Source organism: Lacticaseibacillus paracasei subsp. paracasei, from assembly GCF_000829035.1.
Classification (GTDB): domain Bacteria; phylum Bacillota; class Bacilli; order Lactobacillales; family Lactobacillaceae; genus Lacticaseibacillus; species Lacticaseibacillus paracasei.
This window is the reverse complement of the sequence record NZ_AP012541.1, coordinates 158,768-181,509: the sequence shown is the minus strand read 5'-3', so window position 1 is coordinate 181,509 and position 22,742 is coordinate 158,768. Positions and strand designations below refer to the sequence as shown.

The window sequence follows — 22,742 nt, the reverse complement described above, 5'->3', positions numbered from 1 at the left end:
CCTCTCCAGCTTTTATGTATAATTTTCATGACAATGTGCGTATATTTGATTACTTATTTAATTCGAAATCGGTTAGCAGCAATGTTTATGAATGTACTCATCTTCTGTGGTGCTAGTCTCTCCGTACTAAAGATTGAGCCAATCAGTCACATGGTTCATCTATTACCTTTCTCATACTTCAATACGATTAATGTGCTTACAAAGCAAGCAACTCATGATACCGGTAATCAGCAGTTAACTTTTGCTACAGGCATGTGGGTATTAATATTTTGGATTGCAGTGATTGGCGGTCTAATTACTATCATTAGCCGGATTCACCTTCGACGATTGCAATATCGCATGGTTTCGTAAAGACATTTTAAAATTGGATTAAATCCTGATTTATTCACAGATTGTCATTTTCTTCTTTCACATCAACACCTGACTTCTTGGAAACTAATTCTCTGGATTTTCAGCATCACAACGACGTCGATGCAACCTTGGACGTGCTTAATTGCTACCAAGGCCGATCCTCCTCATCTCTCGATCATTTCGTTTGAGTAAAAATCCTTGACCCTGACTGGTAAAATGGATTTATCAAGGAGATGTCAAGATGTCCACATCAGTAAAGCCTCAAAATCGCGGGCTTGTCATGGCGGCGGTTTTTATCGCCACATTCATGACTTCCGTTGAAGTTACCATTGTCACAACTGCTTTGCCAGCGATTATTAGTGACCTGCATGGATTGGCATATCAAAGTTGGATCATGAGTGCCTACTTGCTCACAACCGCTATTACCACACCGATTTATGGTAAATTAGCTGACACAATTGGCAGGCGCGGTATTTTTCAGTGGGGCGTGGTACTGTTCACGCTTGGTACCCTGTTAAGCGGGTTGGCACCGCATATCTTCTTGCTCATTTTGGCGCGGGCACTCCAAGGTATCGGTGCAGGCGCCGTGATGCCGCTGACATTTACCATTATTGCTGATTATTATGATTTTGCTCATCGGGCGAATGTCTTAGCGCTTAATAACACAGCTTGGGGACTTTCCGTCTTGGTCGGACCGCTAATTGGCGGTTTTCTGGTTGATCAATTGTCTTGGCATTGGGTCTTTTTTGTTAATGTGCCGCTTGGTATTCTCGTTTTTTTGCTTATTCAAATCGGTTATCGGGAACCTAGTCGTGAACACGGCGTTCTCACGATCGATTGGTTAGGGATTCTTTGGTTGGCGGTGACGCTGATTGCACTTCTACTTGGCATTCAGGCGCTGGATCGGCAACCAGTGCTCGCTGGCGTTTTATTAGTGCTGGCACTTGTGGCTGGCTTGCTATTGTACCATCAAGAACAGAAAGCCCCCGATCCGCTCATCGCGCCGAAAATGTTTCATAACTTCACGTTCACAGTGCAAATTTTAACTGCCTTGTTACTTAGCGGTGTCTTGATTGGCTATCAAGTTTACTTCCCGATCTGGCTTCAGTCGTTGTATCATCTCGGCGCGACAACAGCTGGTTTAGTTGTGACATCGAGTTCTGTCCTTTGGCTCGCCTCTTCATTTTTGGTCGGTCCATTAATCAAACGCTTTGTGCCGCGAACCATGACACTTTGGCTCGTCGCCATTCTGACCTTAGCTTACTTATTGCTCACCATTGCTTCCCCGCATTTTCCGGTTTGGGCTTTTTATGTCATTGCCATGATTAACGGCACGGTGATGGGCATTGTGATCAGTATGAATACCGTTTTGAGCCAGCATCTTGTTGGCAAAGAATACGTTGGTTCCGCCACCAGCATCCTAACCCTTGGCCGTTCGCTCGGGCAAACTTTGATGACCGGTATCTATGGTGCCACTTTGACGCTCGTGATTCGCGCTAATTTGCACGGTACCACTTTTAAAGCTGTCAATGCCGCGATTAGTGCTAATGCTGCCGCCAAAAGCCACGATCCTCAGGTAGCTGCCACCATTCTCACTGGCTTACACGGTGTTTTCGTGATGGTGGTCATCGTGATGGTGCTTGTGTTTATCCTCAATTTGCGCGATCCTAATCGCCACGTCATTCAATAAACCGCCGTTAAATGATCAGCCGCATCCAACATTTGGGTGCGGTTTTTTCGTGCACGCAGATCAACTCAACAGCCACGCACATGCAACACCACACGTCTGATTACTCCTATTTTTTGACAATCTACAATCTGTAGGTTGCATTCTTCAAATCATCGGCGTATATTCGTCTAACGTAATATAGATAACTCAAGGAGGTCGCATGGCTATCAAACATCGTATTTTGGATCGTGAAAAAGTGCTCGCCGCTGCCCGGGTGATGGTGACCCGTGATGGTATTCGTGAGCTCACCTTCCAGACACTGGCTAAGAACCTGTCTAGTATCTTTTAAGAACTATCTTCAGGAAGGCCAATACAACCATTTGAAGACTGCTGTTAAGAGCACGTTCACAGTTTTTCCAAAGTCGCCGACATTTGTCTAGCCAACTCCATGAACGTTCAACGATCCATCGTTGCGGTAACACCGTGAACATATGCAACTCGTTGCGTTTAGCTACCGTCGTCTTAGCATTCAAAATGAGCTTCACCTGATCCGCAAAGTCATTGCCAGTGTAGCCACCATCAACCATGACATGCTGAACCAGCTCTAAATTTTGGCTAGCCAAACTAAACATAGCCAATGCACCTGAACGATCTGATACATTAGCTCGTGTCACGAGAATGGCTTGTGGTAAACCATTAATATCAACCGCCATATGACGCTTAATCCCTGAAATCTTTTTGCCGCCATCGTAGCCACTATTTTTCGTTAAATCAGTGGTTTTAACACTTTGAGCATCAACAATCACAAACGACGTTCGGGCCGATCGGCCCTGTGCAAAGCGATAGGAAGCAACAGTTTTTTTAAAAGCCTTTCTACCTAGATTGCAATAATAAAGTTACCACCTAGAAAGAGGCTTGCACACTGCTTGAACTGGGGTTTGCCAACGGAGACATTTTCTAGGTTTGTTATTGATAAGCGCTGTGGCTTGTTGAATATCGGTCTCTGAAACCTGATCAAACTGTGTTCCCTTCGGGAAATAGTAGCGAAGTTCTCGATTGAACCGTTCATTTGTGCCCCGTTCATTCGGGTGATAGGCGTGGCAAAAGTAAACCGGTATCCGATAGCGCTTTGTAAGCGCCTGATCGCAGGAAAACTCTTTACCGTGATCAACCGTCACTGATCGAACCGGACCCGGAAAGTCCACCATCAGTCTTGCAAATCCCTTGAGAACAGCATTTTGTGATAAGTTTTCAAGCTTAGTTGTCGCCATTAAACGTGTCACCCGATCGACAATGGTCAAAACAGCAGCCTTTGACCCGCGACCACCGCGAACTGTATCCATCTCTAAATGTCCTTTTTCGGTTCGCCGATTAGCTGACTCACTGCGAATCTCAATTGAGGTGCCTACTGCTTGGTTATAGCGCGACCGAAGGTCTTGTCTTCTTTTATGACGTTTACCGTGATCAAAGAGTTGGCTTGGCTGAAAATCGACTTGTCTTTGATAAATCCAGTGGTAAATCGTGTGTGGCGCACAGTGAACGGCATAACCGACCATTTCAGGGGACCAACCTAGGTTTAGCTTCTCAGTTACCATCCGCTTCAACTTAGGCGTTAAAATCGAGTGCCGACCACAACGATGCCGACAAGTATCGGCATGATCCTGAGCTATAATGGCGCAGTAATCACCTTCAGGGCAACGGTGAAGCTCATGCCTAATAGAAATACGAGAGCGGCCTAAGGTCGCGGCGATGTATTGAATCGTGTGGTGTTGCATCAGTTCTATCTGAGATCGTTCAATTAAGGTTATAATGGCCATGGGACCTGTCCTTCTCTCTAGATGGTATGTTATGCAAACACCATTTTAGCAAGAACGGACAGGTCTTTTTTCACATTTTCTGGGTGGTAACTTTAATTATGCAATCTAGGCTAATAGCGAATCAGCTGTCGGGTCTGGTTTATCTCGCCACATATCGTAATAGCGGTAGACAGTGTGCCATTCCGGGAAATCGTGCGGTAATTCACGCCATTGACACCCTGTAGTAAGCGAGTAAAGGATGGCATTGAATACGTCATAAAGATCATAACGACGCGGTCTTGTATGCTTGCGGAAGTTTTCTAAATCAGGTTGTATTAACGCAAATTGCGCTCGAGAAATATTGCTTGGATAATCTGGCATGACAAACTCCTCAGTCGGTTTTCCACAATTCTACCAGATTCAGCAGATACTAGACAGGTTCTTATACTCCAGCTGAACGTGTTAGTAATGAACGCTTTAATCGGAATTTACGTTATTTTTATCCTAAAGGGACTCGTTTTGAGCACATTAGTGCTCAAGATTTAACGACGACGTTACTCCAAATTAACCAGCGACCGCTTAAAATACTCGACTGGCAAACACCGTATCAGGTTATGCTGACAAATTTGTCCAAAAATTCGGATTAAATTTGCAACCTACCACCCACAAATGTAAAATTACACCGAAATCAATTTTTATAGCATTATTTAATTTACGACCAACAATCTGATGTCTATAAAAGCTGTACATTATTGGGAGGAATTTTATATGAATAAGTTATTGGACAGATTTGACCCATTTATGTTTGTCGTCGGGATCTTAAGTATTTTCGTTGCGGTCATTTCTTTAAGAAATCCCCTAGCAACCTTCAGTGCGGTAGTCGTTATTGCAGCAATTACCGCAATTTTGTCCGGGATTTACAAGTTAACCGTTCTTAGAGGTGCTTTAGAAAATTCTGGATGGGTCGTTTTTAACGCGGTCGTTGACATTATTATCGGAATTTTAATGTTGTTCAACGGAAAGTTTGGCATTCTATTTGTTGCAATTTCGTTTGCAATTATGTTCTTGATGGATTCAATAATATCGTTATGGCTTTCGAACATTATCAAGTTAGTTAACGAAAAGTATTTTATGGTTGACGTGATTTTATCCGTAATTGGCATTATTTTAGGTGTTCTTTTATTGATTTATCCCGCCTTTTCAATCTTATCAATCTATTACCTAGTAGGATTATTCTTTATGATTACTGGGATTAGTGCGATTATTCACTCAATTTAATTTACTAAATTAAATGCCGCTTCCCGTTCTGGTGACTAGACGCAGTTCGATTCTGTGTACGGGAATAAGTCCAAACATTGATGACTTTAAAAGCTAAGTCGTTTTAGGAGATGAGTTTTTGGGAGTGTCAAGAAGTTTGTGTAAATGAAATGCCTTCGTACATATAATATGTATCTAACTTAAATAAATGATGCTTCCAAGGTGTCCTGGAGTCCTTGGAACCCTCGGTGGATCCGCTTCAGAGACTTCTCGTTATAAACATTAAACTGAGAAACCAGGAAGCGATCCAGTGAATCTTCCGTTGGAAATTGTTCTTTGTGGTGGGTGGTGCGCTTGAGATGCTTATTAAAGTTCTCAATCAGGTTAGTGGAGTATAGTGATTGCCGGATAGCTGGTGGAAAGTCCATGAAAGTGAGTAAATTCGGCATTTTAAGCAGATCTTTGATTAATTTGGGATAGGTCTGATGCCAGTTGTTGGCGAACTCATTCAGTTTCAGTTCGGCTGCTTCACGGTTGGCGGCCCGATGAACTTGTTTAAAGTCACTGATCACGGCCTTGCGGTCTTTTACGCGAACTTTGTTCATCAGATTCCGCCCAACATGAACCAGGCAACGTTGTCGTTTGGCTTTAGGGAAATGCCGATTCAAGCCTTCATCCAAACCAACTAACCCATCGGCCACAAACAACAGCACATCTTTAACGCCCTGCTTGATCAAGGTTCCCAGCAGTTCAGTCCAGATTCCAGTCGATTCCGTTGGCGCCACTTGGTAGTTCAGCACTTCTTTCGTACCATCTGGACGAATGCCAATTGCAATATGAACGGCTTCTTTTTGAACGGTATCCCGCTTTAACGGCAAGTAAGTGGCATCTAAGAAGATGGCCGCATATTGTGAAGCCAGTCGACGTTGCTGGAAAGCTTGAACCTGTTCATTGACGGCTTTAGTCATGTTGGAAACCGTGGCTTTGGAGTAGTGAGCACCGTACATTTTCTCAATGAGTTCGGCAATTTCAGCAGTGGTAATTCCCTTGGTATACAACTGAATGACCGTTGTTTCTAAATTATCACTGTGCCGACCGTAGGCTGGCAAGGTATGATTTTCAAACCGGCCATTGCGATCTCGAGGAATGGTTAAGTTAAGTTGGCCGTACTTCGTATCAAACGAGCGCTCATAACTGCCGTTGCGGTTATTACCAGTGTTAATCCCAGCGTATGAGTAGCGTTCGTAACCCAAAAACTCTGCCAATTCGGTTTGAAGCAGCTGGTTAATCGCAATTTCGAGGTGGTGACGAAAAACTTCGTCCAAATCTTGCTTTTGGGCTAGTGCAGCGATAATTTCTGTGGTAAGTTCATTCATGGGGAATGCCTCCTGTGATGTTTTCTGTGGTTACTAAATATCATAAGGGAAGGCATTCCCTATTTCTATACAATTCAGAAATCTTTTATGCATTTACACAAGATATTTTACGCTCTCGAGAATTCGTTTGCCCCTTAAATCTATCATGATGTTTACCTCTCACTACGGGGAACATTTGCTAGATCTTCTGCCTGATACTTTTCGATGCGATATAAGGTTACTGGTGCAATACCTAACATGCGGGCAATTTGTCGCTTGGTCAGAGTTTCATCTCCGTCTTTCTTCCTATTTAAAAGGCGACAGGCTTCTTTATAAATATAGCGTTTTTGACGATTAGGTGAATGAGGACCATATTCGCGAATTTTGCCTTTATATTTGCCCTGGCGTTTGGCAATTTCTATGCCTTGTTGTTGCCGTATCTTAATAGTTTCGCGCTCTTCTTGAGCAATATACTTATATAGTTCGACAATAATTGTCGTAATCAAGTTACGAAGGTTAGGATCTTCAATACTTGCAAAGCTAGGTAGATTTAGAACGTTCAATTGAGCTCCACGATGCCGAATGGTTTCGATGATGTCAGTCAAATCATGAGAATTGCGACCAAGTCGATCAAGGCTCAGTACCACTACTTCATCATCATCACGAATATAGTCTAACATTGCTTTCAGTTGAGGACGATCGGCATTTTTACCTGAAAGCTTCTCTTGAAAGATTTTATTAACACCGGCATCATGTAGCTGTTCAATTTGACGCGCCAGATTTTGATCACGCGTACTAACACGCGCATAACCGATTTTAGACAATTCTAGATCACCTCCGGGTCACTTATATGTAACTAATAATACTCCCTTCTCTCTTTAGCTACAATAGGGTTACACCCTAACGTGCCTTGACCGGTGTTTCTTTTGTAGTTACTCTTTGATAATCAACGATGCCATATTTTCTATTGACATTAATTTTTATAATTTGTCCTGCCTTAAATGGCCCAATATCGTGTTCACCTGTGCTTAATTTAAAACTCCTTATTTTTCCTTGCGCATCCTTAGCAGTACCTTGGTAAGTATATCCTTGAATTGATATTCCAACAGGTACTTCAACGTTTGAAATAATAGGCTGACTATCAATCTTCATGTAATATGAATGACCATCATATTGATACTTAGTGATACCAACAGAAAAAATAATTGTAGCCACAAAAGCTGCAAAAAAAGATGTCACCCATAGTCGTTCCTTGCGATCTTCATTCATACTAGCATCTCCTATGACGTTCTTTTAAACTAAAGATATATAAGACCCACATGTTGTGATTGGCTGATAGCTATCAATGCTTTATTGAATTCGTGTTTATTTTAAACCACTGGGCTACCAGACCCCCTTACAAGTTGAAATTGCAACACTTACGAGCCAAATGGCCGCCTGATTTAATGCTTTCCAGGTTTCAAATAAGTTATTAATCGCGATTAATGATTTATTTGAGCTGTGGAAGGTAAACGCGGTTCTGAATGTCTCTTAAAATCTGTCTCAAATATTGACTTCAATCCAATATGTTAAATACGGTTTACCTAGTCTGCGCTGTTCCTCGTTAATATACATGTCACCAACATCTCTAATATGCATAATCGGGATCATATTATTAAAACTTTTGGGCAATGCCTTCCGCTCAGCAATCACTTTGTCAATTGAATACACTTCACTGGCATATCCCATCGGGAAACCTGATATTTCTGTGTAAAATAGAAACATTCCGTTCGAAATTGAAAGAAACTCAATATAATCTGTTGGCAAGTTAAGGTTCTTTAGTCTTGCTAACTCAACAACGTTCGCTGATTCCTCAAATTTAAAAGAAACATTTTGTACATAACCTTGTAACTGAATGATTGAGATTGTTTTTTTGCCATTATCCGTCAGTTTCTTTAGTGATTGCATCCTTCGTCGAATTAATGATTCCAAACATGCTCCCCCTAATAATTATTAAACCATGACGTAATTAGCCTATGATTTGGTGCTAATATCGGCATCAAATTGTTAAATTCATTGCTACCACCATAAATTCTTGGCCGAATATGGTGCACTTCTCGAGTATTCCAAAAGTCTGCTGATTGATTTCCATAAGTTTCACTAAAGGTCTTGATATATAGATACCGGTCTTGCGTTGTCCAAACGGGAGACTTAGAACCTGTCTAGTATCTTTTAAGAACTATCTTCAGGAAGGCCAATACAACCATTTGAAGACTGCTGTTAAGGGCACGTTCACAGTTTTTCCAAAGTCGCCGACATTTGTCTAGCCAACTCCATGAACGTTCAACGATCCATCGTTGCGGTAACACCGTGAACGTATGCAACTCGTTGCGTTTAGCTACCGTCGTCTTAGCATTCAAAATGAGCTTCACCTGATCCGCAAAGTCATTGCCAGTGTAGCCACCATCAACCATGACATGCTGAACCAGCTCTAAATTTTGGCTAGCCAAACTAAGCATAGCCAATGCACCTGAACGATCTGATACATTAGCTCGTGTCACGAGAATGGCTTGTGGTAAACCATTAATATCAAACGCCATATGACGCTTAATCCCTGAAATCTTTTTGCCGCCATCGTAGCCACTATTTTTCGTTAAATCAGTGGTTTTAACACTTTGAGCATCAACAATCACAAACGACGTTCGGGCCGATCGGCCCTATGCAAAGCGATAGGAAGCAACAGTTTTTTTAAAAGCCTTTCTAATAGCGAATCAGCTGTCGGGTCTGGTTTATCTCGCCACATATCGTAATAGCGGTAGACAGTGTGCCATTCCGGGAAATCGTGCGGTAATTCACGCCATTGACACCCTGTAGTAAGCGAGTAAAGGATGGCATTGAATACGTCATAAAGATCATAACGACGCGGTCTTGTATGCTTGCGGAAGTTTTCTAAATCAGGTTGTATTAACGCAAATTGCGCTCGAGAAATATTGCTTGGATAATCTGGCATGACAAACTCCTCAGTCGGTTTTCCACAATTCTACCAGATTCAGCAGATACTAGACAGGTTCTGAATTAAAGGGCGCACCAGAGGAGCATTACTTTTCCAATATTCAGCGTGAATAAACTGGTGGGCCTGTAAATTCCCCTGCCACCATAACCGCATAATTTGATCCAATTGTTCGCGACTGGGCGCGCTTATTTATTCAATCGTGTATGGTGCCATACCGTCCCTCTTTTCTAATATCAAACTCTTGTTCTTTCTATCAATCATCATACTGGTTCAACTGGCAAAAATCAGCTTGAACTCGTCACTTGATTTTACCGAATCCTAACTTTCTTAAACGGAGATACTTTTCTTTTTCTCAATATACTGCGCCGTATAACTGGATATTATCATCAATTTCCGCGAAATTTTTTAGGCCATTTTTTGGGCATGATCTACATTTTGTAGATTGCATGCTTCAATCGGTAGGCGTATATTCGTACTTTGGAACATAGATTAGCTTTAAGGAGGCTTGCATGACAACCAAACATCAGATTTTACATCGGGAAATTGTTTTAGATGCTGCAAGAACGATGGTCGCCCAAGACGGTATTCGGGACTTGACCTTTCAGACGCTGGCCAAGGAACTGAATATCTGTTCTCAGTCGCTATATAACTACTTTCCGAATCTACCGGCAGTCATTGAAGCGTTGGGGACCGAATTTATGCATAACCTTTACCAAGAGTTGATAGAGAACGTCAGCGGTATCTCAGGCAAAGAGGCGATCCGTGCTTTTGCAGAAGTCGCTCATCGCTATTTTGAACGTCAACAGTCGTTAGATGAAATTATTTATTTTGTCCATCAATTCCCAGAAAGCAGTCCATTTGTGCAAGGCACCGGCGATGTTATTAACTTGCTGAAGCGTCTGATTGTGCACACGGAGCTGAAGCAAATGGCAAAAGAAAGTTTTGTCCAGGATTTCATTAGTAGTGTGCTTGGTTTTACCGTTTTGGAAGTCATGGGATTTTTACCTGACAATAAAGCCAGCCGCGACACATCTTTTGAATCTCTGCTGGACATGTATCTAAACGAAATAAAGGAGTAAAGTGCTTATGATCAAAGATGAATTTAAGTTCATCGGCAAAAATAAATTGATCTTAGTTTCGGTGCTTGTCATCATTTTAATTCCTTTTCTTTACAGCATTTTCTTCTTAAAGTCTGTTTGGGACCCTTATGGTGATACACAGAATCTACCCGTAGCCGTGGTGAACTTAGATCAGCCGGTTACTTACCAAGGTAAAAAACTTAACGTTGGTGAGCAGACGGTCAATAAACTCAAGAATAACAAAAAGCTTGGCTGGCATTTTGTTTCTAAAGCCCAAGCTGATAGGGGAATGAAAGCCAACAAGTATTACACGGTCATTACCCTACCTAAAGATTTTTCGAAAAATGCTGCCACCATTCTGGACGAGCATCCCCGAAAAATGGATCTTAAATATCAAACCAATGATTCGCTAAATTACATCGGCCAAGTCATCTCAGGAATCGGTCTGAATGCCTTAAACAGCGAGATTCGGGCAAATGTGACCAATGCTTACGCCAGTGCGGTTTTTGATCAAATCAAAACCATTGGCAAAGGCATGAAAAATGCCGCTGATGCCGCCACGCAAATCGACGAAGGTCAAGTCAAGCTTGACGATGGGATTGATCAGTATACCGTTGCCGTTTCACAGGTAAATGACGGGATTCAGACCATGAAAGTTAAAGTCTCGCCGATGTCTTCACAGATTCCCCAACTCGCAAGCGGCGCCAATCAAGTTGCAAGCGGCTTGCAAACACTCAATGGCAGCACCACCCAATTAGCTAGTGGTGTGGGTCAATTAGCCAATGGGTCAAACCAGGTAACCAATGGCTTGGGAACCTTACAATCCAAAACCGGAACCCTTAGCTCCGGCGTCGGTCAGTTAGCATCCGGATCCAACCAAGTGACGAGTGGATTGGGAACCTTGCAGTCGAAAACCGGAACCCTTAGCTCCGGCGTCGGTCAGTTAGCATCCGGATCCAACCAAGTGACGAGTGGATTGGGAACCTTGCAGTCGAAAACCGGAACCCTTAGCTCTGGTGTCGGTCAGTTAGCAACCGGCTCTAATCAGGTAACGAATGGACTGGGAACCCTGCAAACCGAATCAGGCCAACTGGCTAACGGGATCACCCAGCTCCAGACTGGTTCGGCAAGCTTAACAACAGGGGTAAAGAACTATACAGACGGTGTGACATCGCTCTCTAAAGGAATTGATCAGCTTGCAGGTAGCACCGGCTCTTTAGCAACAGACACTAACTCGTTGGCAACCGGTTCATCGGATTTAACCAACGGTCTTCAACAATTGAGTGGCTCTGTCGATAGCCAAAATAAGCAAGCAGTCGAATCAGCAGCCAAGCTTCAAGAAAGCCTCACAAAGTATGAAGCCACCTTAAAAGCCAAAACCAATCAAGATCCGGATTTGGTTGCCGGTTTTGAACAACTCGAGACAAATATCAATGCTTTAATGACTCAGACCGAAAGCAGTGGCACGTCGCTGTCGACGACTCTTAATCAGAAACTGATTCCTGGCTCAAAAAAGGTTTCAGATGGTCTGACGACACTTAACCAGCGGGTTCCGACATTAACAGCTGCTATTACTGGTCTTCAAAACGGTGCTACGAAAATCATCTCTAACAATGATCAACTTGTGACCGGGACGAATAGCTTGAACAGTGGCATCAACCAGCTAGCAACAAAAGCACCTTCACTGGTTGATGGCGTCAGTCAACTCTATTCCGGCTCTGGCAAAGTTTCTGGCGGCTTAAGCACCTTAAACGGTCAAATCCCAACGCTCACCAATGGCGTCAGCCAACTCTATTCCGGCTCTGGACAGGTTTCTGGCGGCTTAAATACCTTAAACGGTCAAATCCCAACGCTCACCAATGGCGTCAGCCAACTCTACTCCGGTTCTAGCCAGGTTTCTGGCGGGCTAACCAGCTTGAACGGTCAAATCCCGACGCTCACAAACGGGGTCAGTCAACTCTATTCCGGCTCCAGTCAAGTCTCTGGTGGCTTAAGTACCCTGAACGGTCAAGTACCGACCCTCACGAACGGAGTCAGCCAGCTGGCCAATGGTGCCGGTCAGGTTGCCAATGGCGTTGGTCAATTGAATGCCAATGTTCCAACGCTTGTATCCGGTGTCAACCAACTCGCGGATGGCACTAGCCAAATCACCGCCCAGAGTGGCACCCTTAAATCCGGTTCCACTCAGCTTAAAAATGGCGATAAAAAGTTTGCCAAAACGCTCTCTAGCAGTGCCAAAAAAGTCAACGGCATCACCGTCACCAGTGATACCAAGAAAATGTTTGCCGCACCAACCAAGATGTCGCATAAACATTATTCATATGTTCCTAATTATGGACATGCCCTTGCACCATACGTCTTGAGTCTTGCCCTCTACGTCGGTGCCTTGGTCTTTAACTTTGCTTATCCAATCCGTAAAGTTTCTAAAGCCGATGGCACTGCGACCCAGTGGTTCTTCAGCAAAATCACCATTGGCGCAGTTGTCGCCGTTGCAACCGCCATTGTTGAAGCAACACTGATCATGGCAGTCGGTCTGAACGTCGATCATGTCGGGCAATTTTATCTCACTGCGATTCTTTTCTCGCTAACCTCGATGTATCTCATTATGTTCCTTTCAATGGCATTTGATAATCCTGGCCGATTTCTTGCGATGGTCGGGTTAATGTTACAACTGGGCGGCTCTGGCGGGACCTTCCCAATGGAGATTACCAACCAGTTTTATAACATCATTCACCCATTCTTACCGATGTCGTATTCGATTATGAACTTCCGGAATGCGATTACGAGTGGCATTGCGTCCAACACGGTTACCTTGGGTTACATCGTCATCATCGCCTTCGCACTTGGCTCATTGTTGTTGCTCTGGATCACGATGATCTTGCTACAACGCTATCACAAAATGGGCATTTCACAGCTTGATGACAATCAAAAGCTTCAGGCAGTTGAAAAATAAGTTAACGTTGTCGACCTCTTATCACGAATAGGCGCCTTGATTGCGAGACATTAACATCCCGCGATCAAGGCGCCTATTTATTTACGGTTCTTATTTGTCGTTCTCCCGTCGTGCCGTCAAGGCTTTCCGCCGCTGCTCAATGCGTTCTTCACGTCGACGGTCATAGTCGCCAAATAAGATTGGATTCACTTTAACATACAAAATAATGGTCATAATGCCCATCAGGAGACACAACATCATATTGCCACCTAACAAAGCGATGGCGACACCGATCGTATCGATGAATACCAGAAAGGAGGCCATGATTTTACTCATCCGAATCATCCTTCTTCTTTTCATGACTGGTTTGACTAAAGTCTAATCCGCTCAGATCATTCAAATCAATATCATCCGCTGATTCATCCTGCTTTTTAGCCGGTGTCTTTTTGGCTTCATTAGAACCTGTCTAGCATCTTTTAAGAACTATCTTCAGGAAGGCCAATACAACCATTTGAAGACTGCTGTTAAGGGCACGTTCACAGTTTTTCCAAAGTCGCCGACATTTGTCTAGCCAACTCCATGAACGTTCAACGATCCATCGTTGCGGTAACACCGTGAACATATGCAACTCGTTGCGTTTAGCTACCGTCGTCTTAGCATTCAAAATGAGCTTCACCTGATCCGCAAAATCATTGCCAGTGTAGCCACCATCAACCATGACATGCTGAACCAGCTCTAAATTTTGGCTAGCCAAACTAAACATAGCCAATGCACCTGAACGATCTGATACATTAGCTCGTGTCACGAGAATGGCTTGTGGTAAACCATTAATATCAACCGCCATATGACGCTTAATCCCTGAAATCTTTTTGCCGCCATCGTAGCCACTATTTTTCGTTGAATCAGTGGTTTTAACACTTTGAGCATCAACAATCACAAACGACGTTCGGGCCGATCGGCCCTGTGCAAAGCGATAGGAAGCGACAGTTTTTTTAAAAGCCTTTCTAATAGCGAATCAGCTGTCGGGTCTGATTTATCTCGCCACATATCGTAATAGCGGTAGACAGTGTGCCATTCCGGGAAATCGTGCGGTAATTCACGCCATTGACACCCTGTAGTAAGCGAGTAAAGGATGGCATTGAATACGTCATAAAGATCATAACGACGCGGTCTTGTATGCTTGCGGAAGTTTTCTAAATCAGGTTGTATTAACGCAAATTGCGCTCGAGAAATATTGCTTGGATAATCTGGCATGACAAACTCCTCAGTCGGTTTTCCACAATTCTACCAGATTCAGCAGATACTAGACAGGTTCTAAGGAATTGAATATTCGTTCCCAGTCGCTATACAACTATTTTAGTAACTTGGATGCCGTGATTGAGGCGCTGGGGACTGAGTTCATGCACAACTTACATCAAGAACTCATTGAACAAGTCAGTGGCATTGCTGGCAAAGACGCCATTCGCACTTTTGCGCAAACCACGCATCGCTATTTCGAACAGCAACAATCATTGGATGAAATTATTTACTTTGTGCATCATTTTCCAGAAAGCAGTCCATTTGTTCAGGCAACCGGCGATGTGATCGGCTTATTAAAACGCTTGATCATCCATACCGAGTTCAAACACATGGCAAAAGAAAGTTTCGTCCAAAATTTTATCAGCAGCGTGCTCGGTTTTACCGTTCTGGAAGTCATGGGCTTTTTGCCAGACGGCCAACCTAGCCGCGATACGACTTTTGAATCCCTGCTGGATCTCTATCTCAGTGAAGTAAAGGAGTAACTCGACATGATCAAAGATGAATTTAAGTTCATCGGCAAAAACAAACTCATTTTGCTCTCAGTTCTCGTCATTACCTTAATCCCATTTCTCTACTGTATCTTCTTTTTGAAGTCAGTCTGGGATCCTTACGGCGACACCAAGAATCTGCCAGTAGCAGTGGTCAACCTTGACCAACCTGTCACCTATCAAGGCAAAAAGCTTGATGTTGGTGCGCAGACTTTGACCAAGCTTAAGAAAAATCATCAACTTGGCTGGCATTTCGTTTCTGAAGCAGAAGCTAAAAAAGGCATGAAGGCAGACAAATACTACACTGTCATTACGCTGCCAAAGGATTTTTCCAAAAATGCCGCCACCGTCTTAGACGAGCATCCTAAGAAAATGACGCTGAAGTACGAGACAAATGATTCACTCAACTATATTGGCCAAGTCATCTCCGGCATCGGCGTTGACAGTCTCAACTCCGAAATTCGGGCTAACGTGACCAACGCCTATGCCAGCGCGGTTTTTGATCAAATTAAGACTATCGGTAATGGCATGAAAACGGCAGCCGGGGCCGCTACCCAAATTGATGCTGGCCAAGTCAAACTTGACGATGGCATTGATCAGTACACCGTCGCCGTATCGCAAGTAAATGACGGTGTGCAAACGATGAAGGTTAAAGTTGCACCGATGTCCTCACAAATACCTAAGCTCGCAAGCGGCGCTAATCAAGTCGCAGGTGGGTTGCAAACGCTCAATGGCAGTACGACAAACCTAGCAAGTGGCGTTAATCAGCTTGCGGCGGGATCTGGCCAAGTTACGAGCGGTTTGGGAACCTTGCAATCGCAAACTGGAACGCTTAAATCTGGTGTAGGACAGCTTGCAACGGGATCAACTAAAGTGACTAATGGGCTGGGAACTTTGCAAACCAAAACAGGCCAACTCGTTGCTGGCACTAATCAGTTACAAACTGGTTCAAAGAAACTGACAGAGGGCATCAACAATTATACTCAACAAGTAACCTTCCTTTCTGATGGCATTTCTCAACTTGCTGGTCAGACGAGCAACTTACCAAAAGATACCAAGTCCTTGCAGAGTGGTTCAACTCAACTAAGCCAGTCTTTACAAAAAATTGGCCAAACTGTTAATGATCAAAATCAGAAAGCGGCCACAGAGTTGCCCGCCCTCGAAGAAAGTCTTGCAGCGTATAAGAGCCAATTAGAAGCCGAATCAAAGCAAAACCCGGAGTTAATCGCTGGTTTTGAAAAAATTCAGGCAAGCGTTAATGCTTTGATTGACCAAACTGAAACTAGCGGCACAGAAATGGCAACGACCTTTAATCAAGGCTTGATCCCTTATTCGACGCAACTAGCAGCTGGCGTCGATAAGCTTAACCAACAAGCGCCCATTCTGACGGAAAAAATTGGTGTTCTTCAAAATGGTTCAAAACAAATTACTGCCAGAAACGATCAATTAATTATTGGCGCAAATAAGCTAGACAATGGCATCAACCAAGCAGCAACACTAACACCCGCAATGGTTAGTGGCGTCAATCAGCTCTATACCGGTTCTAGCCAAGTTTCAGGAGGCCTTGGTAGCTTAAACAGCCAAGTTCCTGCTCTCACCAGTGGTATCAACCAACTCTACACGGGTTCCAGCCAAGTATCCGGCGGTCTTGGTACCTTAAATGGCCAAGTTCCGACACTTACCAATGGTGTCGGTCAGCTAACCAATGGTGCCAGCCAAGTTGCTGGCGGTGTCAATCAATTAAACGCTAGTGTGCCGACACTGGTATCCGGTGTCAATCAACTCGCCGACGGAACCGGTCAAATCAATGACAAGAGCGACACACTCAAATCTGGTTCCAGTCAGCTTGAAGACGGCGACAAGAAGTTCGCTAAGACACTTACCAGCAGCGCCCGTAAGGTCAATGGCATTACGTTAACCGGTGATACGGCAAAGATGTTCGCTGCACCCACCAAGACAGCGCAAAAGCATTATTCTTATGTGCCAAACTACGGCCATGCACTTGCCCCATACGTTTTGAGTCTGGCACTTTACGTTGGCGCCTTGGTCTTCAACTTTGCCTATCCAATTCGCAAAGTTTCCAGAGCAGATGGTACGGCAACTCAGTGGTTCCTGAGCAAAGTAGCCATTGGCGGAGCTGTTGCCCTTGGCACCGCAGTTCTCGAAGCAACTTTGATGATGGCGACCGGTCTCAAGGTCGACAACATCGGCTTGTTCTATCTGACCGCGATCCTCTTCTCCTTTACGTCAATGTATCTGATTATGTTCCTCTCAATGGCCTTCGATAATCCTGGTCGATTTGTGGCGATGGTGGGATTGATGCTGCAATTAGGTGGTGCCGGCGGGACATTCCCGATGGAGATCACCAATCAGTTCTACAACGCCATTCATCCATTCCTGCCAATGACCTACTCCATTATGAATTTCCGGAACGCGCTCACCGGCGGCATTGCCAATAGCACTGTCAACCTCGGCTTCATGGTATTGATCGCCTTCACGATCGGCTCGCTCCTGTTGCTGTGGGGCACGATGATTCTCTTACAACGTCATCACTTAATGGGTATCTCACAACTCGACGACAATCAAAAGCTCCAAGCTGTCGAAAAATAAACTTCAAGACGCAAAAAGATCACGACAATCGCCGTGATCTTTTTTTGTCTTCAATGCTTGAACTTTGTCACCTTGTCAGCAATCGTCAGGCCAGTATCTTCAGGAAAATAGTTAATTTTCGCATACACCATTTGACTAGTACCGCCTGCCTTCGCTGTGACAATCGGAATTTCTTTCAAAATCGCCATCAGCTGATCATAATCGCCTTCCATTGTGGTTTCAAAAGCACTAACTTCATAATTAATTCCGGTTGATTTGATATAGGCGATCACCGCATCAACCACTGCCAAGACCTTTTGTTTCTCTGGATACATCGGTAACACTTGCACAGCAACGCTAGCATTCATTTTTAGGTCTCCCTTGTGACAAGATTGCCAAAACAACTCACGAGTAAAAAGCATTTATTTATGAGTCATCGCTGACGGATCGGCGGCGTGCCGCCACTTGCCGCTACCCGGATCATCATGGGGCGGCTCCACTTGAACCGCTTCCGGCGGCCATGCCGCCTCAGTCAAATCTGGCTGCAGTAAAAATCGGTCGTCATACGCATGCCGAACTTGCGTTTTACCATGTTCGTCAATCAAGGCATGCCATTCGCGAGCTTCGTCTAACGTGATTTGATCAAGTGCTGGCGCAAAATCAGCCTGCATTTTGGCATAGTTCGTATATGGTCCAAAACCGAGCCGGTTGAAAAGACGCATGGCATACGTATCAGCTACAAAAGTTTTTTTGCCAAAGGTGTACATTAGCATGACATCCGCCGTTTCATTGCCAATGCCATTTAGAGCCAGCAGAGTTTCACGTAACTCAGCTGCCGGTTTTTCTGCAATCTTCTCAAAACTACCGCCTTGGGCCACAAACCACGTCAATAGATCGTGAATCCGCTGCGCTTTTTGCCGATAAAAGCCGGCTGGCCGCACCAACGTTTCCAGCTCTGATTGCGATAACGCCATCAAGCGATCAACCTGCATGTAAGGTTGCAAATTATGCACGGCTTGGGCAACATTATTTGAACTGGTGCGCTGAATGAGAATCATCATCAGCCAATCTTCCAATGAATTCTGCTGCCACCAATATTGTTTGCCATAATGACGGCTCAGATTATGCATGACGATTAAGCGTTTATCCATCTTTTCACCCCTATTCCCCTATTAATATCGCACATTCTTCTAAAAATAAAGTAAACTGGTCCTATCAGCAGTTTTTGCAAAACGCGGCGCAGTCCTGTTAGGAACCGAAATATAAGTCGTTTTAATCGTGACAGTCAAGCGCTGACTATTGCGACCAAAAGCCCTATCTGCAGGTTTTGGGACTGGAGCATGCGTTTTATAAGGAGGCAAACGTTATGACCATGATCGTGGTCTCAGATATTCACGGTCATCTGGAAACAATGGATCGAGTGCGGGCGATGCAAGCAAAGTATCCCCATACTTTGACCGTCTATTTGGGTGACTACATTGATGGCTATCCATACGGCGGGCGGGTGCTCACTCAAATTCGCGAGCAGGTGCAGGCGAGTCAGGCAATCGCGATCCGTGGCAATCATGATCAGATGCTGCTGGATTATCTCGCCGACAAAGATAATCCATGGTTCATCAATGGCGGCAAGGCTACCTTACGTCAAATGGTGCAAGATTACGCGCCAGCTAAAGCGCGTAAAAGCAACCTACAACAAGCCGTGTTGACCTACATGTCACCGCTGATTCAATTCATCGCCGAGATGCCAACTGCTGTTGAGTTTGACAAGCTGTTGCTCATCCACGCCGGTCTAGACCTATCGCTGGAAGATCCTTTAAAAGAAACGACGCCATTTAATCGAATGTGGGTCCGTGAGCCGTATATCTATAATATGGACGAAACCAAAAATCGGGAACATCCCATTTTTGCTCACAATCCGATCGCTAAAACGATTGTCACCGGTCACACGCCAACTGCCTTGATTTATGGCGACTATGAAAACAATGTCAAACCATCTCTACCACCAACTTCATTCAGTGACGGTTATCCTAAATGCCCGGTTAAAGTCATTCAATATCCTGACGAATCACCGCGGTACTTTATTGATGGCGGCAATCATATGACTTATAAAGAAAATTACGGCAATATCTGTGTTTTCGATGAAACGAAAGGGGTCATGATTGATTCAGATCAGGGGATTAACGCCAATTAATTGTCTGTTTGCTCGTCCATTCCTCAGAAGCTTATGCAGACACAAAAACCATCTCTCCTTCAGTCGAGAGATGGTTTTTTAATTGAGAAGTCATTAAACGCTTAGCTCAATGCCATGACGTCACGGACGATCATTAATTCTTCATTGGTCGGCACGAGCAATGTTTTGACAGTTGAATCTGGTGTGCTGAGATCAGCTTCAACACCGTGCGACTTGTTGTTGATGTCATTGTCGATTTTAGCCCCGAGGTAATCGAGTGAACGCATGATCTTGTCGCGAATCTCGTCACCGTTTTCGCCGATCCCGGCTGTGAAGACAAGCACATCCACGCCGTCCATCAAGGCTGCGTACGAACCCACGTACTTCACAACGCGGTTAACGAAAATATCCAATGCCAGTTTGGCGCGTGGCTTGGTATCTTCGTCAGCTTCTAGATCCCGCATGTCGTTGCTGATGCCGGAAATACCGAGCAGGCCGGAATCGTTGTTCAGGATATGAATCATTTGCCCCACATCAGGGACATCAAGTTTCTTCATGAGATAAGCCACAAGTGATGGGTCAATATCCCCGGATCGTGTCCCCATCGTCACCCCGGCTAACGGCGTAAAGCCCATGGAAGTATCAATAGACTGCCCGCCTTGGACTGCGGTAACACTGGAGCCTGAGCCTAAATGCATCACAATCATCCGTAAGTCTTCTAACGGCTTGTTAAGCATCTCAGCTGCCCGCACGCTGACGTAACGCACACTTGTCCCGTGGGCGCCATATTTGCGAGCACCATATTTCTTGTAATAGTCATAGGGAATACTGTAAAGGAAGTTCTCAGGTTGCATGGTTTGGTGGAACGCCGTATCAAACACTGCGACTTCTGTGGCCCATGGCATCATCTTTTTGAAAACATCAATGTAATCTGCTTCAACCGGATTATGCAAAGGCGCATAGTCACGCAGGTTTTGAATCTGCAACAAGGTAGCATCATCAACTACAACGGATTCGGCAAAAGTCTCCCCGCCGGCTACCACACGATGGCCCACACCAGTAATCTCATGCAGATGTTCAACCAACCCTAACGCCTTGATGTTACCCATCAAACTGGCGACGGCTTCTTGATAGTTAGCAATTGGCGTATCGCTTTCATATTTCTGCCCATCACCATACTTAATTTTAACTTTTGATTGCGGCTGTCCCAACCGATCAACCAAACCTTCTGCCAGCTGAACCTCAGCTGGCATATCAAAAAGCTTCCACTTCAGGGTTGAACTGCCTGCGTTGACTGCGAGAATTTTTGCCATTGTTTTTTTCCTCCTCTAAACGGGTAGTCGGATTGCCGCACACGTAATCGCACAGCATCATGACTTTTTCTTGGTTTTCGGCGAATCGGGGTCAGGGTGTTGCGCATGCCAGGCCTTGATCTGCTCTAGCCGTTCCTTGACCTTGGCTTCGCTGCCTTGAGTCGTGGGATGATAGTACGTTTTGCCGATAAGATTATCCGGCATGGTTTGCATGGTCGTTAGTTTATCTTTTGTGTTGTGAGCATATTGATAGTCCTTACCATAACCCAGATCCTGCATCAAATCCGTTACCCCATTTCGAATCTGAAGCGGAACTGGTTCGGCCAGCGTTTCGGTCGCATCTTTCTTTGCGCCTTCATACGCTGTGTAGAGTGCATTCGATTTCGGTGCAAGTGCCAAATAAGTGACTGCATGTGTGAGATGAACCGTGCACTCAGGCATCCCAATAAATTGACACGCCTGATAAACAGCAATTGTAATTTCCAATGCGCGTGAGTCGGCCATCCCGACATCCTCGCTCGCAAATCGAACTAGCCGCCGAGCGACATACAAGGGATCTTCTCCTGCTTCCAGCATGCGAGCCAGCCAATAAATGGCCGCATCAACATCGGAATTGCGCATTGATTTGTGTAATGCTGATATTAGATTATAGTGCTCCTCACCATTCTTGTCATACAATAAGGCTTTCTTCGTCAACAACTGGGCCACATCTGCTTGGGTGACCGTTACCACGCCGCCTTTGGTTTCGGCGTTTGTCACCGCCATCTCCAAGGTGTTCAAAGCGATTCGAGCATCCCCGTTAGCAAAATCAGCAATCTGGGCTAAGAGCTTTTTGCCGATCTTAACCTTCTGCAGACCATAACCGCGCGGATCTTTTAACGCTCGCTGTAACAGGTCAACCAATTCAGCACTGGTCAAGCCGTGCAACACGAAAACCCGCGTCCGTGACAAGAGCGCCGCATTGACTTCAAACGAAGGATTCTCGGTTGTCGCACCAATCAGGATAATGCTCCCGCGTTCGACATATGGCAGAAAGGCATCCTGCTGCGCCTTGTTGAAACGATGAATTTCATCAACAAACACAATGGTTTTCTGACCCAGCTCCCGATTCTGTTCAGCCTCTTTCATCACCTGCTTGATTTCTTTAATCCCGCTGGTGACTGCTGAAAATGTCACAAACTGTGCCTTCGTTCGCCGAGCAATGATCCGCGCCAATGTTGTTTTACCGACACCAGGCGGACCCCAGAAAATCATGGAACTAATCTCGTCATGTTCGATAAGATTGCTGAGCACCTTATCCTTCCCTAGCAAATGCGTTTGGCCGACAAACTCATCAAGCGTCTGTGGCCGCATACGACTCGCCAAAGGTTGGAAGTTACCATTTTGAAATAGACTTTGATCCATATGCTCACCTCCGATCAACGTCCAGACTTAATATTAAGCGTTTTCAGG

The 22,742-nt window shown here is 44.7% G+C and carries 19 protein-coding genes and 5 pseudogenes; 10 read left to right on the top strand and 14 right to left on the bottom strand.

All coding sequences use genetic code 11. The features are described 5' to 3' along the window. Positions 1-87 precede the first annotated feature (87 nt). From LBPC_RS17195 to LBPC_RS16255, 3 genes and pseudogenes are all read left to right on the top strand, one after another. Positions 88-351: a hypothetical protein gene (locus LBPC_RS17195; RefSeq protein WP_225349873.1), complete on the top strand. Its 264-nt coding sequence runs from the start codon at positions 88-90 to the stop codon at positions 349-351. 241 nt (positions 352-592) lie between these two features. After that, a complete protein-coding gene (locus LBPC_RS00885) occupies positions 593-2,041 on the top strand; it encodes an MFS transporter (protein ID WP_003663116.1) in 1,449 nt (482 codons plus the stop codon). Positions 2,042-2,240: 199 nt separating this feature from the next. Further along, positions 2,241-2,357: pseudogene (locus LBPC_RS16255) on the top strand (TetR/AcrR family transcriptional regulator); the annotation flags it as partial. Here LBPC_RS16255 and LBPC_RS00880 read toward each other — a convergent pair. The 3 genes and pseudogenes from LBPC_RS00880 to LBPC_RS14950 all read right to left on the bottom strand — a co-directional run. Next, a pseudogene (locus tag LBPC_RS00880) lies at positions 2,356-2,883 on the bottom strand (IS5 family transposase); the annotation flags it as partial. The pseudogenes LBPC_RS16255 and LBPC_RS00880 sit on opposite strands and share 2 nt — an antisense overlap. Positions 2,884-2,916: 33 nt before the next feature. Next, entirely contained in the window at positions 2,917-3,837 is a 921-nt protein-coding gene (locus LBPC_RS00875; protein ID WP_041091334.1) for an IS30 family transposase, read from the bottom strand. A gap of 111 nt (positions 3,838-3,948) precedes the next feature. After that, positions 3,949-4,197, bottom strand: a pseudogene (locus LBPC_RS14950) (transposase); the annotation flags it as partial. A 59-nt stretch (positions 4,198-4,256) separates the two neighbouring features. Here LBPC_RS14950 and LBPC_RS16250 point away from each other — a divergent pair. Both LBPC_RS16250 and LBPC_RS00870 read left to right on the top strand, forming a co-directional pair. After that, positions 4,257-4,463 (top strand): annotated as a pseudogene (locus tag LBPC_RS16250) (IS30 family transposase); the annotation flags it as partial. Positions 4,464-4,584: 121 nt separating this feature from the next. Continuing rightward, positions 4,585-5,094, top strand: coding sequence for an HdeD family acid-resistance protein (locus LBPC_RS00870; RefSeq protein WP_016376044.1), 510 nt, complete (start codon positions 4,585-4,587; stop codon positions 5,092-5,094). Positions 5,095-5,273: 179 nt separating this feature from the next. On the opposite strand, the gene LBPC_RS00865 is transcribed toward LBPC_RS00870, so the two are convergent. The 5 genes from LBPC_RS00865 to LBPC_RS14935 all read right to left on the bottom strand — a co-directional run bounded on the left by LBPC_RS00865 (position 5,274) and on the right by LBPC_RS14935 (position 9,417). Next, on the bottom strand, positions 5,274-6,449 hold the full coding sequence (locus LBPC_RS00865) for an IS256 family transposase (protein ID WP_001748085.1): 1,176 nt from the start codon (positions 6,447-6,449) through the stop codon (positions 5,274-5,276). A gap of 152 nt (positions 6,450-6,601) precedes the next feature. Next, positions 6,602-7,252 carry a recombinase family protein gene (locus LBPC_RS00860; RefSeq protein WP_003601979.1) on the bottom strand — a complete coding sequence of 217 codons (651 nt, stop codon included), beginning with the start codon at positions 7,250-7,252 and terminating at the stop codon, positions 6,602-6,604. A gap of 76 nt (positions 7,253-7,328) precedes the next feature. Then, positions 7,329-7,697, bottom strand: coding sequence for a YxeA family protein (locus LBPC_RS00855; protein ID WP_003662076.1), 369 nt, complete (start codon positions 7,695-7,697; stop codon positions 7,329-7,331). A 273-nt stretch (positions 7,698-7,970) separates the two neighbouring features. Further along, a complete protein-coding gene (locus LBPC_RS00850) occupies positions 7,971-8,399 on the bottom strand; it encodes an SMI1/KNR4 family protein (protein WP_016384013.1) in 429 nt (142 codons plus the stop codon). 230 nt (positions 8,400-8,629) lie between these two features. After that, positions 8,630-9,417 (bottom strand): IS5 family transposase gene (locus LBPC_RS14935; RefSeq protein WP_392389504.1). Its coding sequence is split into 2 segments (ribosomal slippage): positions 8,630-9,126 and positions 9,126-9,417, totalling 789 coding nucleotides; the frame shifts between segments, so codons are not numbered across the junction. Between the two features lie 512 nt (positions 9,418-9,929). On the opposite strand from LBPC_RS14935, the gene LBPC_RS00840 reads away from it, so the two are divergent. Both LBPC_RS00840 and LBPC_RS00835 read left to right on the top strand, forming a co-directional pair. Then, complete coding sequence (locus LBPC_RS00840) at positions 9,930-10,499, top strand: TetR/AcrR family transcriptional regulator (RefSeq protein WP_003662080.1); 570 nt, start codon at positions 9,930-9,932, stop codon at positions 10,497-10,499. A gap of 7 nt (positions 10,500-10,506) precedes the next feature. Next, positions 10,507-13,452, top strand: a complete 2,946-nt coding sequence (locus LBPC_RS00835; protein WP_003662082.1) for a YhgE/Pip domain-containing protein — start codon at positions 10,507-10,509, stop codon at positions 13,450-13,452. 90 nt (positions 13,453-13,542) lie between these two features. Here the strand turns inward: LBPC_RS00835 and LBPC_RS00830 are convergent, their stop codons facing one another. Further along, on the bottom strand, positions 13,543-13,767 hold the full coding sequence (locus LBPC_RS00830; protein WP_003597463.1) for a hypothetical protein: 225 nt from the start codon (positions 13,765-13,767) through the stop codon (positions 13,543-13,545). A gap of 130 nt (positions 13,768-13,897) precedes the next feature. Then, a protein-coding gene (locus LBPC_RS14925) for an IS5 family transposase (RefSeq protein WP_144340476.1) occupies positions 13,898-14,685 on the bottom strand; the annotation gives its coding sequence in 2 pieces (ribosomal slippage) (positions 13,898-14,418 and positions 14,418-14,685; 789 coding nt in all). A 53-nt stretch (positions 14,686-14,738) separates the two neighbouring features. Between LBPC_RS14925 and LBPC_RS00820 the strand changes: the two are divergent. Together LBPC_RS00820 and LBPC_RS00815 are read left to right on the top strand one after the other, a co-directional pair. Next, positions 14,739-15,212: pseudogene (locus tag LBPC_RS00820) on the top strand (TetR/AcrR family transcriptional regulator); the annotation flags it as partial. A 6-nt stretch (positions 15,213-15,218) separates the two neighbouring features. Continuing rightward, positions 15,219-17,828 (top strand): YhgE/Pip domain-containing protein, encoded by a 2,610-nt coding sequence (locus LBPC_RS00815; RefSeq protein ID WP_003662086.1) that lies wholly within the window; start codon positions 15,219-15,221, stop codon positions 17,826-17,828. A gap of 50 nt (positions 17,829-17,878) precedes the next feature. Here the strand turns inward: LBPC_RS00815 and LBPC_RS00810 are convergent, their stop codons facing one another. Together LBPC_RS00810 and LBPC_RS00805 are read right to left on the bottom strand one after the other, a co-directional pair. Next, entirely contained in the window at positions 17,879-18,175 is a 297-nt protein-coding gene (locus tag LBPC_RS00810; RefSeq protein WP_003562840.1) for a thiamine-binding protein, read from the bottom strand. Between the two features lie 54 nt (positions 18,176-18,229). Beyond that, positions 18,230-18,958 (bottom strand): endonuclease III domain-containing protein, encoded by a 729-nt coding sequence (locus LBPC_RS00805; protein ID WP_003662090.1) that lies wholly within the window; start codon positions 18,956-18,958, stop codon positions 18,230-18,232. Between the two features lie 215 nt (positions 18,959-19,173). Between LBPC_RS00805 and LBPC_RS00800 the strand changes: the two genes are divergently transcribed. After that, positions 19,174-19,998 carry a metallophosphoesterase family protein gene (locus LBPC_RS00800; RefSeq protein ID WP_003583009.1) on the top strand — a complete coding sequence of 275 codons (825 nt, stop codon included), beginning with the start codon at positions 19,174-19,176 and terminating at the stop codon, positions 19,996-19,998. A gap of 101 nt (positions 19,999-20,099) precedes the next feature. On the opposite strand, the gene LBPC_RS00795 is transcribed toward LBPC_RS00800, so the two are convergent. Both LBPC_RS00795 and LBPC_RS00790 read right to left on the bottom strand, forming a co-directional pair. Next, entirely contained in the window at positions 20,100-21,290 is a 1,191-nt protein-coding gene (locus tag LBPC_RS00795; protein ID WP_003662094.1) for an acetate kinase, read from the bottom strand. 57 nt (positions 21,291-21,347) lie between these two features. Continuing rightward, positions 21,348-22,694 (bottom strand): replication-associated recombination protein A, encoded by a 1,347-nt coding sequence (locus tag LBPC_RS00790; RefSeq protein ID WP_003662096.1) that lies wholly within the window; start codon positions 22,692-22,694, stop codon positions 21,348-21,350. Between the last annotated feature and the right edge of the window lie 48 nt (positions 22,695-22,742).

Coding starts and splice junctions, on each gene's coding strand:
- LBPC_RS17195 (WP_225349873.1), top strand. CDS start 88: ATGAATGTACTCATCTTCTGTGGTGCTAGTCTCTCCGTACTAAAGATT.
- LBPC_RS00885 (WP_003663116.1), top strand. CDS start 593: ATGTCCACATCAGTAAAGCCTCAAAATCGCGGGCTTGTCATGGCGGCG.
- LBPC_RS00875 (WP_041091334.1), bottom strand. CDS start 3,837: ATGGCCATTATAACCTTAATTGAACGATCTCAGATAGAACTGATGCAA.
- LBPC_RS00870 (WP_016376044.1), top strand. CDS start 4,585: ATGAATAAGTTATTGGACAGATTTGACCCATTTATGTTTGTCGTCGGG.
- LBPC_RS00865 (WP_001748085.1), bottom strand. CDS start 6,449: ATGAATGAACTTACCACAGAAATTATCGCTGCACTAGCCCAAAAGCAA.
- LBPC_RS00855 (WP_003662076.1), bottom strand. CDS start 7,697: ATGAATGAAGATCGCAAGGAACGACTATGGGTGACATCTTTTTTTGCA.
- LBPC_RS00840 (WP_003662080.1), top strand. CDS start 9,930: ATGACAACCAAACATCAGATTTTACATCGGGAAATTGTTTTAGATGCT.
- LBPC_RS00835 (WP_003662082.1), top strand. CDS start 10,507: ATGATCAAAGATGAATTTAAGTTCATCGGCAAAAATAAATTGATCTTA.
- LBPC_RS00830 (WP_003597463.1), bottom strand. CDS start 13,767: ATGAGTAAAATCATGGCCTCCTTTCTGGTATTCATCGATACGATCGGT.
- LBPC_RS00815 (WP_003662086.1), top strand. CDS start 15,219: ATGATCAAAGATGAATTTAAGTTCATCGGCAAAAACAAACTCATTTTG.
- LBPC_RS00810 (WP_003562840.1), bottom strand. CDS start 18,175: ATGAATGCTAGCGTTGCTGTGCAAGTGTTACCGATGTATCCAGAGAAA.
- LBPC_RS00805 (WP_003662090.1), bottom strand. CDS start 18,958: ATGGATAAACGCTTAATCGTCATGCATAATCTGAGCCGTCATTATGGC.
- LBPC_RS00800 (WP_003583009.1), top strand. CDS start 19,174: ATGACCATGATCGTGGTCTCAGATATTCACGGTCATCTGGAAACAATG.
- LBPC_RS00795 (WP_003662094.1), bottom strand. CDS start 21,290: ATGGCAAAAATTCTCGCAGTCAACGCAGGCAGTTCAACCCTGAAGTGG.
- LBPC_RS00790 (WP_003662096.1), bottom strand. CDS start 22,694: ATGGATCAAAGTCTATTTCAAAATGGTAACTTCCAACCTTTGGCGAGT.